This window comes from Pseudomonas syringae (assembly GCF_002157375.1).
Taxonomy (GTDB): domain Bacteria; phylum Pseudomonadota; class Gammaproteobacteria; order Pseudomonadales; family Pseudomonadaceae; genus Aquipseudomonas; species Aquipseudomonas syringae_T.
Map to the genome: position 1 here is coordinate 62,382 of NZ_MTSA01000014.1, position 11,990 is coordinate 74,371.

Sequence of the window (11,990 nt, forward strand, 5' to 3'; positions counted from 1 at the left end):
CGACTAGACCGCATGCGCCACCTCGCCCGCACCCGTCCTCGCTTGACCCTTGCTGCTTTGGTTGGCGTGATCGCCGGTATCGCCTGGTCCTGGCTTATCCCCCACGCAACACTCACGCAGAGCCTGCTGACGGGCTGGGACACTGGCGTGTGGCTGTACCTGATCCTGATTTTTGTCCGTACGCTGCGCAGTAACGCTGAAGACGTTCGCCGGGTTGCGCTGATGGAAGACGAAAATGCCGGCGTCATTCTGGTCACGGTGTGCGTCGCGGCGCTGGCCAGTCTGGCCGCAATCATTGTTGAAATCGCGGCCAGCAAGGGGCTTTCCAGCGATGCACGCATGCTTCATCACGCGTTTACCGGTGTGACCGTCATCGGTTCCTGGTTGATGATCGGCGTGATCTTCAGCCTGCACTACGCACGCGTGTTCTATACCTGGAAAGGCAAGGAACCGTCGCTGGCCTTTGTCGGCGGTGAGCAGCACCCTGACTACTGGGACTTCCTGTATTTCTCGTTCACCATCAGCGTCGCGGTACAGACCTCCGACGTGGGCGTGGCAACACGTGAAATGCGCAAGGTCGTGCTGGGCCAGTCGTTGATCTGCTTCGTCTTCAACACCGCTATTCTGGGTTTCTCGATCAACATTGCCGCCAGCCTGTTCAACTAGCCTTTTCAGCCAACTCCGCCATGAGGACTGCAGACATGACCCCATTGAACATCGCCGTGCTTGATGACTGGCAGAACGTCGCCAGTGACGTGGTGGACTGGTCGGCACTCGACTCGGTGGGGGAAGTCAGCTTTTTGCACGACTACCCTGCCGACACCGCGACGATGGTGCGGCGCCTGCAGGATTTCGACATTATCTGCGTGATGCGCGAACGAACCCTGTTCGACGAGGCACTGCTCAGTCAACTGCCCCGGCTCAAATTGCTGGTCACTGGCGGTATGCGCAATGCGGCCATTGATACGGCAGCCGCCAAGCGTCAGGGCATTGCCGTATGTGGCACTGAAAGCTACAAAAACGCGGCGCCGGAGCTGACCTGGGCGCTGATCATGGGCATTACCCGCAACCTGGTCAGCGAAGCCAATTCGCTGCGCGCAGGCCACTGGCAAGTCGGGTTGGGCAGTGACCTGCACGGCAAGACGCTTGGCATTCTCGGACTGGGCAGCATCGGCAAGTGGATCGCTCGCTACGGGCAAGCGTTCGGCATGAAGGTCATTGCCTGGAGCCAGAACCTGACCCCCGAAGCCGCTGCCGAAGCGGGCGTTACTTACGTCAGCAAACAGCAATTGTTCGAACAGGCCGACGTGCTGTCCGTGCATCTGGTGCTCAGCGACCGCAGCCGAGGACTGGTAAACGCAGAAGCGCTGGGCTGGATGAAACCGGGCGCTTATCTGATCAACTCGTCGCGCGGCCCGATCATCGATCAGACCGCCCTGATCGAGACGCTGCAACAGCGTAAGATTGCAGGCGCAGCACTGGACGTCTTCGACATCGAGCCGCTGCCCGCCGATCACCCGTTCCGCACGCTGGATAACGTGCTGGCAACGCCGCATATCGGTTACGTTACTGAAAACAACTACCGAACCTTTTACGGGCAGATGATCGAAGACATTCGGGCGTGGCATGCGGGGACGCCGATTCGGGTGTTTGGGTGACGTGTGCTGCCACATGGCGACGCTGCGCCGGCCCCCGGACTCTGCGTCGCCCTGATCATTCAGCTATAGCTGAAAATGCCTCAACCTCTCGTTCAGCCCATTGGCAAGCTCTGCGAGTATCTGACTGGCGCTGGTGGTCTTGTCCGCGCGAGTGGCCGACTGAGCCGCCAAATCCCGAATGCGCACCAGGTTGCTATCGACCTCACGGGCGACTTGCGTTTGCTCTTCGCAGGCGCTGGCGATTACCAGATTACGATCATCAATGATCATCACCGAGCTGGCGATAGAGGCCAGCGCAGCATTGGCCAATTCTGCCTGGGCTTTCGTGCGATGGGCCTGCTCGCGGCTCAGCGACAACGCCGTTACGGTATCCTGGGTGCCTTTCTGTACGTGCTCGATCATGCTCTCGATCTCCCGTGTTGAGTCACTGGTGCGGTGAGCCAACGCACGAACCTCATCCGCAACAACGGCAAACCCTCGACCGGCGTCACCAGCACGGGCAGCTTCAATGGCTGCATTCAAGGCAAGCAGATTCGTCTGTTCGGAAACAGACCTTATAACTTCCAGCACTTTCGAAATTTCCAGCGTGCTGACGGCCAGTAGTTGTGCCTGCCGGGTGGCCTGCTGCACGTCTTCCGTCAGTTGTGTAATCGAACCCACTGTCAGACCGAGTTCACCCTGTCCTTCCCGCGCAGCGCGAGCCGAAGCCCTTGACTCTTCTGAAGTGGAAACAGCATTGCGCGTCACTTCCTGTACCGCTTGGCTCATCTCGGTAACCGCCGCCGCAGACATCTCTATTTCACTGTTTTGAACACGCAGGTCAGCGTTGTTATCACGCATCAGTATGTTCAATTCTTCTGTCGCCGCGAACAATTGCCCCGCCACCTGCCCGACGTGACTCAGCGTGTGCCTTAGGTTTTCGCGCATTCGAACCATCGACTGGAGTAACAGGGCCGCCTCATCGCTGCCCCTGCTGTCGATGTGTTCGATGCGAAGATCGCCTGCAGCGATCATTTCGGATGCCGCCAATGCCTGTCTTATCGGACCCGACAGGCTGACAGTCAGTCGCCAGGCAAGGATCAGGGTCACCATCAGCGCGAACCCCATTGTAAACAACGTGACCCGGTTGGCAGTGGCATAGGTATGACTGGCGCTGGTGCTGGCTTCGACTTGCGAAGCATCATTGAGCTGTTTCAGATCTTCCAATTGCCCCATCAGAGACTTTGCGGTATTTGCCATCTCATTCCAGGCCAGCAGACGGCCTGCGTCCTCCTGTCCTGCCGTGATCATCGCGTGAACCTGTTCGGCATGACCCGCATAGTCCCGGAAAGTCTTCTCCACGCCCTCAACAAGATCACGCTCGCCTGGCGAGTCGATGAATGGCCGATACGCGTCTATGGCTTTTGCGAACGCTGACTCGCGCTGCATCAACTCGTCTCGCGCCTGAACCCGTTGTTCGGCAGTGCGAGCGGATAACATTTTCATCACGTCGTAACGCGTATTCGAAAACGCCAGAGCAATCGCATCGCCCAAGGCTATCCCAGGCAACGAGTCGTTTTCGATTTCAAGCCCTTTGGCACGGATACTGGATAACTGCACGAGATTGAAAACACCCAACCCCAGTACCAGCAACACCATGATTGCAAAGCAGGCCAACGTTCGCGTGGCTATTTTAAAACGTCGCAGGGACATCACACTTCCTCTTGATAGAACGTGCCAGGCACGCACTGACGTACCGCCAACACCCTAAGGGCAGGCAAACAGTTTCCTCACCGAGTTAAATAATTGACGACGCGCCTGACATCACAGGCCACACACCAATACTTTTTAACAACGAGACCAATACTTTCTTGCCCACGAGGGCGAATGAATAAGCGTCCTGCGCAGGGCAATTAATCAGACCCGTGGCGCAACACAAAAATCCCGGCAATTAATCCAGAACTTCCGCCATTAAGCCACTTATTTTTAAGTCCTAAACAACACTCAACACTTTAAAAGTAAGACTATTTATTCGGCCTCCTACACGTAACTTATAATTGCCCATTCACCCTACCCATAACACCCAACACAACAGCACACCTCCGTGCCTTGATCTTATAAAAAAACACTCCACCTCGGCGCCCGCAAAATCAACACGCGCATCCATTTCAACCCCTTACATGAACATTGACATTTAACAATTAACAACCCCGCCCACTGAGCGCTTTTCTTTTTAATGACTTGAAATAAGTAATGGCCACCTCTAGCATCGCCGCGCCCCCTTTAAGAGACAGTTGATGAATATCAATTCAATCCGGTCCTATGACCTCACGATGGCCGCGACAGAACGATCTGCTGCCACCACCAAGACCGTCCTGCCCGTGGACGCTGACAACCGTGATCCCCATACGAACAGGCAGGCAAAACTTGATGTGTACACGCCCTCAGACAGGCACGACTCTTCAGGGAGCTCCACAGAGGCGCCGGAAGCCTTTCCGGTCTATACAAGAACACTGCTCAATCGCAACGCCGAGTTACAAAGGTCAACGGTCTCATCGGAGACTGTTTCGGTCCGCCAACAGAGCTTTGCAACTGCAGCCATAGCAAACGTTCTCCAGGGCAATGTTGCAACGGTCGACGCAAAGACTTCAAACCCGGCCGCCGCTGTCAAAGCGGCGGATACCGGCTCGCAGGGTGGCGCCAATGTTGATCCTGATGACATCGCCACACCTGCTGCTGCAACCAAAATGATTCAAGACCTGAAAGGAATTGGAGGCGGGACTTTACGTATTCAGATGACGCACGATCACCTCCAGAACGCCCAACAGATGGATAAACTCACTGCCTTGATTAATGAAGGGGACAAGCAAGGCGTTAAGGTTCAATTTGCGCTTCGTGACAATGCAAACGGAGGGGGCGGAAGTGTGCTGGCGGGGGACGCGTTGAAACAAGCCTCGACCGATATCAGCAACGTCGTCAAAACGTTCGGCCATCGCCCCAGCCTTGTATTGGACACGTTCAATGAAGGTGGTACAAAAGCCAGTCAGGACTGGGCCGACATGGAAAGTACATTAATCAGATCGGCACGCAGCGCCGGTTATAAAGGAAGTATCGTTGTTGAGGACAGCAACTGGGGAGGCGGTTTGACCGCAGGCCCCGACAGTGGCTTGGTGAAATACGCCGATCAATTAAAGGCCGCCAACGGTAAAGGCAACCCAGGCCTGATTGGCAGCATTCACGAATATGCCAATGATGCAAACGCCTCTGCCCGCTTGGCCAGCGAGATCAAAGCACTGCAAAATGCCGGCTATAAACCTCAAATCGGCGAAGTGGGCAATGCTAACTGGCTGGGGGGAAATAAGTTTGAGGAAAGGGACGGCGCCACTCAAGCAGTGCGGGATAATCTTGCCGCACTTAAAGCGGCGGGAGCAGACATATTGCCTTGGAAGGACCAGTTCCAGGATGGCAAACTTCGCCACCATGTCGGCTTTTCAAAGTCCGATCAATACTGATGATTCAAGGCTCCGAGCGACTGACCGCAGTAGTTCATGACGCACGCCGCCGAACCCGCCCCCGAAAAGGGCGGGCTTTCCATGCAGAACCCGATACCGGCGGCGTCACAACGTATACGCAATCCCCACCTGCACCGTCCGCGGTGCTCCCGGATACGCGTAGACGTTACCAAACGCGCCCTCCTCGTACTCGGTATTGAAAACGTTCTTCAGGTCGAGGTTGAGTTTCACGTTCGGGTTGACCTTGTAGTAGGCCAGCAGGTCAAACACGGTGTAGCTGTCCATCGAAAAGGCGACGTTGGCGGTGCGGCCAGCGCGCTGATCGACATAGCGACCACCGGCGCCCAGCCCCAGACCACGCAAGGCACCGTCCTGAAACTCATAGACATTGAGCAGGCTGAAGGTCTGTTCGGGGATGTTCATCAGGCGTGTGCCGGAGCGCAGCGTGTTGTCCTTGGTCACTTCCGCGTCGACATAGGCGTAGCTGCCCATCATCCGCCACTCGGGGGTCAGGTTGCCGACTGCATTGAGGTCCAGGCCACGGCTGCGCACTTCGCCTGCCGCCACACTGAAGGTGGAATCGACCGGATCGGTGGTCAGCACGTTGCGTTTCTCGATCTGGTAAATCGCCGCATCGACGCTCAACTGTCCCTCCAGTGCCTCCCACTTGGTTCCGATTTCATAAGACTTGCCTTCTTCCGGCTTGAAGCCGCCACCCAAACGGCTGGCACCGCTGTTGGGTTTGAACGAACGCGCCGTGTTGGCGTACACCGCGACGGTGTCGGTCAGGTCATAGCTGAGACCGATCCGTGGCGTGACCGCATTGTCGCTGGCAGTCCAGCTGCTGGTGCCGGGCAGAAAGGAATCGTAATCATGCTCGAAGCGCTCCAGGCGCACGCCGCCCAACAGTTTCAGGCGCTCGGTCAACGCCACCTGATCCTGCACGAAGGCAGCCCAGGTTTTCAGGTTTTCCTTGTCGTGGGTGGTGGTTCGGGTCAGTGCAGGCCGAGCCTGGCCGTAGACCGGGTTGAAAATATCGATGGGGTAGGCACTGACCGCGCCACTGGAGCGCTGGATGATTGATTTGTAGTCGTAGTCTTCGTATTCGACGCCGGTCAGCAGCGTGTGGTCGAAGCCGCCAGCGGAAAAATACCCGGTCAGGTTCAGTTGCACATCGCGGTCAGTCCACTCCAGTTTGCGGTAATTGAAGTTGCGTCCAAGGGTGCGCCCGTCAGCAGCCAGCCCGTTGGCCTCGATGGCGTCGCCCTGCAGCGAGCCGTCGAGTATCTGCACGCCGCCGCCCAGTTTCCAGTCAGCGTTCAGGTCGTGATCGAAGCGCAATTGCGCCATGTTGTTATCGTTATGCAACTTGCCCACGCTCTTCTCGCCGAAGAACGTGTCGCGCGAGGCCGTACTCGTCTGGTTGGCATAGCGCGTCAGGCCTCGGTCCAGCGGCGCATTGTTGCGCATGAAGTCACCCTCGAACGTAATGCGCGTGGCGTCATTGACCTGCCAGCTCAATACCGGTGCAACACCGTAACGCTCGGTGTCGACATGATCCCGAAAGGTATCACCGCCCTCGCCCACGACATTCAGGCGATAAGCGAAGCGCCCCTCGTCATCCAGCGGGCCGGAAGCGTCCAGTGTGCCGCGCTTCATGCCTTGGTCATTGAGCTGGCTGCCCAATGTGACCTTGCGTTCGGCCAACGGCTGTTTTGAGACGACGTTGAACGTGCCTCCGGGATCGCCGCGACCATACAGCGTGGTCGCCGGACCGCGCAGCACTTCAAGGCGTTCGAGGGTGTTGGCGTCCGGCATGTTCGGATAGCCACGGTTGATGGGGAAGCCGTTGCGATAGAACTCGCCAGTGGTAAAACCGCGAACGGTAAACGTCGTCAGGCCCTGGCCGCCGAAATTGTTGGCCCGCCCGACCCCGCCCGCATAATCGAGCGCGTCCTGCAGGCGCGTGGAACCAATGTCTTCTACCGCGTCTCGGGTCATGACGCTGACGGATTGCGGGGTTTCATGCAAAGACGTGTCGGTGCGTGTCGCACTGGCAGAACGTGTGGCCCGATAACCCTCGACCGGCCCCTGCGCCGTCTCGGTGCTGGCGGTGCTCTGGATGTCGATGTTCTGCAATTCCAGTGAAGGCTGCCCGGCAGCAACCTCCTCAGCCCAGGCAGTTTGAGAAATGGCTTGAATGATAAAAAGAGAAACGAGAGTACGACGCATCGACGTGCAGCCCTTGGCAAGAAACCGGGCCTCATAGGACCTGGCAGGATTTTTTTGCGAATAGTACAGATTCGTATTAGTACTTGATACAAATTCCCAAAAATGACACTTCAGGCTACGCATCTTGCTGAGCAAACTCAGGGACAAACAGGCAAACTGACGCCCTGATCAGCCCTCCGCCGAGAAAACCGACAATGCCCCTTTCCAACAAGCCTGCCGACCCTCGCTGCGCCTTGCTGGTGATCGACATGCAATATGACTTCATGCCCGGCGGGCAACTGGCAGTGGCCGATGGCGATGCGTTGTTGCCGCTGATCAACCGCCTGGGTCAACGCTTCGCACAGGTGATCGTCACTCAGGACTGGCACCCGGCCGGGCATATTTCGTTTGCTTCCCGTCACCCGCAACGTGTGCCGTTCGAGAGCATCACCCTGCCCTATGGCCCACAGACCCTGTGGCCAGACCACTGCGTGCAGGGCAGCCACGGCGCGCAATTGCATGCCGACCTCGATCTGCCTCACGCGCAACTGATCCTGCGCAAAGGCTGCAATGCGCATATCGACAGTTATTCAGCCTTTCTGGAAGCCGATCGCACCACGACTACCGGGCTTGCCGGGTATCTGAAGGAGCGCAGTGTCGACACGTTGTTCGTGGTCGGGCTGGCGCTGGACTTCTGCGTCGCGTGGTCGGCGCAAGACGCGCGCAGTGCCGGTTTCACTACGTACGTGATCGAAGATGCCTGTCGCGCCATCGACATGAACGGCTCGCTGGAACAGGCCTGGAAGACCCTGTCGGGCATGGGCGTGGAGCGCGTGCAGAGCGCCGACCTGCTGGGCCAGGCCCAGGAATAACCGGACGTGTTCATACTGCGCTCGATGTGTAAAGCCGTTAGCGAACGACGGCGCGCTACACCTGTCTGAAGCATCGGACTGACGCCACTCGCGCAGGACCATTCATCACTTGCGCTGAGGACGTTGTATGGATCATGAAGTAGACGGCAAGACCCCCGGCCTTTCCGCCGAGGAAGAGCGCGAGATTGACGAGAACCAACCGCCTCGTGCGGCGGTGCTGCACGAGACGATCCGTATTCAGGGCGATCACGAGCTGGAGCGCAGTGTTGCCGCGTTGTGGTGGTCAGCGCTGGCTGCAGGCCTGACCATGGGCCTGTCGCTGATGGCGATGGGGCTGCTGAGTTCTCGCCTCGAAGGCATCCCCGGCAGTCATGTGATCAGCAGCCTGGGCTACTCGGCTGGGTTTCTGGCGGTGATTCTGGCACGCCAGCAACTGTTCACGGAAAACACCATTACCGCTGTGCTGCCCGTCATGAGCAAACTCAACCTGGCCAACATCGGACGGTTGTTTCGGCTGTGGGGTGTGGTGCTGACCGGCAACCTGGTCGGCACACTGCTGGTGGCCTATGTCATGCTCAATCTGCCGATCTTCGATGCCAGCACAGACAAGGCGTTTCTGGAGATCGGCCGCAAGGTCATGGAAAACGACATCAGCCAGATGTTTTCCAAGGGCATCGTGTCCGGCTGGATGATCGCGACCATGGTCTGGATGATTGCCTCCATGGAAAACGCCAAGATCGCCATCATTGTGCTCATTACCTACCTGATGGCGCTCGGAGATTTCACCCACATCGTGGTGGGTTCGGCCGAAGTGTCCTATCTGGTGTTTGCCGGAGAGCTGGGCTGGAAGGACTTCTGGTTTGCCTTCGCTGCGCCTACGCTGGCAGGCAATATCATCGGTGGCAGCTTTATTTTCGCCCTGATCAGCCATGCGCAGATTCGCAGTGAAAAAGACACCACGGCCAGAATGGAACGCGATCGCAAAAACAAGGTGGAAAAACTTCGTCGGGAAAAAGAGCAAAGGCTCAAGGACGCTGATGCCGGGGCAAATAAAGAGATATGATCCCTGTCATTAAACTTTCTTTCAGAAACGGCGCCTTCTTTTAGAGGCAGAATGACGCTTTGAACGCACCTATTCAGGCAGGGACCATGACCCGAATTCTGGCAATCGAAGATGATGCCATCACCGCCAAGGAAATCGTCACAGAACTCAACAGCCACGGGCTGGAAGTGGATTGGGTCGACAATGGCCGTGATGGCCTGGCGCGTGCAGTGAGTGGCGATTACGACCTTATTACCCTGGACCGCATGCTGCCGGAGATGGATGGCCTGACCATCGTCACCCACCTGCGTGCCCAGGGCATTTCGACCCCCATCCTGATGATCAGCGCGTTGTCCGATGTGGACGAACGCGTGCGCGGGTTGCGTGCCGGGGGGGATGATTACCTGCCAAAGCCGTTCGCTTCGGACGAAATGGCGGCGCGCGTCGAAGTGCTGTTGCGTCGCAGCAACCCCGTCAGCGCGGCGAAGACCGTGCTGCAGGTTGCCGACCTCGAACTGAACCTGATCACCCGGGAGGCCTGCCGCGGCGGCGAACCGCTGACCTTGTTGCCCACCGAGTTCAAGCTGTTGGAGTTTCTGATGCGCAACAGCGGGCAGATCATCACGCGAATGATGATCTTTCAGGAAGTCTGGGGCTATCACTTCGATCCGGGCACCAACCTGATCGACGTACACATTGGCCGTCTGCGCAAGAAGATCGACCAACCCGGCACCGCACAGCTTATTCAGACCGTGCGAGGATCGGGTTATGTCATTGCCGAACCCGTCTAAGGGCTGGCGATCTTCAACGAGCCGTCTGCTGGCGCTATACAGTTCTCTCTTCGTCGCCTGGAGCGTCATTCTTCTGGGCGTTCTCTACTGGGAAGTCACGTCCTATCTGGACACCCTCGCCCGCCAGTCACTGACCCATCGGCAGCAACTGTTTTCGCGCTTCGAAGGTCAGGCGCTGGAGGATGCACTGGCCACCAGCATGACGTTCGATTCACGCTCGGTGGATGCTTACGGGCTGTTCGACGAAAACTTCCGCCCTGTGGCCGGGCCGATCAACAGCGTGCCGAGAAACCTGCCTATCGACGGGCAGATCCACGTCCTGAACGATTGCATCGAGTCGGATGATCCCGGCATGCCGCAGGGCAGCTGCGACGCAATCGTCAACCGGACCTCAGACGGGCGCTGGCTGGTACTGGTGCGTGAGAATGGCTCGCTGTTTGCGGTCAGCACCTTGATTCTGCATGCGTTGCTGTGGGGCATCTCGCTGACCATTATTCCGGGCGTTGCCGGCTGGCATCTGCTGCGGCGGCGTCCGTTGCGGCGTATTCGTGCCATTCAGGCCAGTGCCGAGTCGATCATCGCCGGCGACATGGCGGGACGTCTGCCGGTCTCAAACAGGCGTGACGAGCTGGACATGCTGGCGGTGATCGTCAACGCGATGCTCGACCGTATCGAAAAGCTCATGAATGAGGTCAAGGGCGTTTGCGACAATATTGCCCACGACCTTCGCACCCCGCTCACCCGCCTGCGCGCTCAGCTCTATCGCATTCAACAACAATCCGCGCACGATTCGACCCATGCCACCCAGATCGCTCAGGTCATTGGCGAAGCCGACACGCTGATGGCACGCTTCCGCGGGCTGTTGCGCATTTCGGAGCTTGAAGACCGCCAGCGCCGCTCGGCGTTTGTCGAGCTGGAACTTCAGCCTTTGCTGCAAGAGCTGCACGACTTTTACCTGCCGCTGGCAGAGGAAGACCAGATCACCCTGTTACTGGAACTGCGCGATCCGCTGCCAACCCTTGTGGGCGATCGCGCACTGTTGTTCGAAGCGCTGACCAACCTGTTGGGTAACGCGATCAAGTTCACCCCGGCCGGTGGCATCGTGAAAATCAGCGCATTTGCCGGCAAAGAGGGCAATACGCCCTGTATCGAAGTGCAGGATTCGGGACCTGGCATCCCGCTCGTTGAACGGGCAGCCGTCTTTCAGCGCTTCTACCGCAGCGAAGCCGGCAATGAACAGAGCGGCTTCGGCCTGGGTTTGTCCGTCGTCGCCGCCATCGTCAACCTGCACGGCTTTACGCTGCACATCGGCACCAGCGAGTACGGAGGCGCCAGTCTCCTGCTGGAATGTCGGACGGCGAGCACCCTCGCCTGAGACGCTGACCCCGCAGTTCAAGGTGATTGCCAGTCACAAGCGGCTAGCCTCACCTGCGGTCAGAATCAACTCGGACGCGCACGTGGCGATTCCCCTCGAAGACGTTTCTGTGCCTGCTTTTTGACGAGCTTGAAGCGTCTGGCTCAAGGGTTTTAAAGATTAAGATATTAATCTGGCGCACGTTGCCAAGTGCTAAAGTGTAACTTTATGTTTCAAAAATGACGTGGCTTGACCGTTTCAGCGCCAACAGGTTCCGCTCAAGAATCGGGCTTTTATGCCTTGATACTGCACTTTTCCCCGAACAACCCCATCGACCGGTCAATCCGCGATCATCGGCTGTGCGCTTAAAATGTAACGCATCATATATTTTTTGACGCCAATGGCTTGTCGCTGAGCTGGCACTGCGCTATCTATAGCCGGGCAACCAAAGTTCCTGCTGCACAGCATCTGCTGCACCCAAAATAATAACTCACCGGATTCGCCGCTCATCGGGCGAGGCTTTGGCATGGCCGCCAGAGCAGAGGAACGCTGGACTTAATCGTAGGATCGA

At 57.7% G+C, this 11,990-nt stretch carries 10 protein-coding genes; 7 read left to right on the top strand and 3 right to left on the bottom strand.

Going from position 1 to position 11,990, the window contains the following annotated elements:
* The first annotated feature begins 12 nt into the window (after positions 1-12).
* Positions 13-666 (top strand): DUF1345 domain-containing protein, encoded by a 654-nt coding sequence (locus tag BW686_RS18370; RefSeq protein WP_084918950.1) that lies wholly within the window; start codon positions 13-15, stop codon positions 664-666.
* 35 nt (positions 667-701) lie between these two features.
* The gene (locus tag BW686_RS18375; RefSeq protein WP_084918951.1) at positions 702-1,658 is read left to right on the top strand and encodes a D-2-hydroxyacid dehydrogenase family protein; all 957 of its coding nucleotides are present in this window, start codon (positions 702-704) and stop codon (positions 1,656-1,658) included.
* 63 nt (positions 1,659-1,721) lie between these two features.
* Here the strand turns inward: BW686_RS18375 and BW686_RS18380 are convergent, their stop codons facing one another.
* A complete protein-coding gene (locus tag BW686_RS18380; protein WP_084918952.1) occupies positions 1,722-3,350 on the bottom strand; it encodes a methyl-accepting chemotaxis protein in 1,629 nt (542 codons plus the stop codon).
* Positions 3,351-3,934: 584 nt separating this feature from the next.
* Between BW686_RS18380 and BW686_RS18385 the strand changes: the two genes are divergently transcribed.
* Positions 3,935-5,149, top strand: coding sequence for a cellulase family glycosylhydrolase (locus tag BW686_RS18385; protein ID WP_084918953.1), 1,215 nt, complete (start codon positions 3,935-3,937; stop codon positions 5,147-5,149).
* Positions 5,150-5,254: 105 nt separating this feature from the next.
* Here BW686_RS18385 and BW686_RS18390 read toward each other — a convergent pair whose 3' ends face one another.
* On the bottom strand, positions 5,255-7,381 hold the full coding sequence (locus tag BW686_RS18390; protein WP_084918954.1) for a TonB-dependent siderophore receptor: 2,127 nt from the start codon (positions 7,379-7,381) through the stop codon (positions 5,255-5,257).
* A 194-nt stretch (positions 7,382-7,575) separates the two neighbouring features.
* On the opposite strand from BW686_RS18390, the gene pncA reads away from it, so the two are divergent.
* The 4 genes from pncA (at position 7,576) to BW686_RS18410 (ending at position 11,440) form a co-directional block, all read left to right on the top strand.
* Positions 7,576-8,232 (top strand): bifunctional nicotinamidase/pyrazinamidase, encoded by a 657-nt coding sequence (pncA, locus tag BW686_RS18395; RefSeq protein ID WP_084918955.1) that lies wholly within the window; start codon positions 7,576-7,578, stop codon positions 8,230-8,232.
* 127 nt (positions 8,233-8,359) lie between these two features.
* The gene (locus tag BW686_RS18400) at positions 8,360-9,295 is read left to right on the top strand and encodes a formate/nitrite transporter family protein (RefSeq protein ID WP_084918956.1); all 936 of its coding nucleotides are present in this window, start codon (positions 8,360-8,362) and stop codon (positions 9,293-9,295) included.
* 86 nt (positions 9,296-9,381) lie between these two features.
* Positions 9,382-10,065: a response regulator transcription factor gene (locus BW686_RS18405; protein ID WP_084918957.1), complete on the top strand. Its 684-nt coding sequence runs from the start codon at positions 9,382-9,384 to the stop codon at positions 10,063-10,065.
* The gene (locus BW686_RS18410; protein WP_084918958.1) at positions 10,043-11,440 is read left to right on the top strand and encodes a sensor histidine kinase; all 1,398 of its coding nucleotides are present in this window, start codon (positions 10,043-10,045) and stop codon (positions 11,438-11,440) included. Before BW686_RS18405 ends, BW686_RS18410 begins: the two co-directional genes overlap by 23 nt.
* Before the next feature lie 318 nt (positions 11,441-11,758).
* Here the strand turns inward: BW686_RS18410 and BW686_RS26900 are convergent, their stop codons facing one another.
* Positions 11,759-11,929, bottom strand: a complete 171-nt coding sequence (locus tag BW686_RS26900; protein ID WP_179149311.1) for a hypothetical protein — start codon at positions 11,927-11,929, stop codon at positions 11,759-11,761.
* Positions 11,930-11,990: the final 61 nt, after the last annotated feature.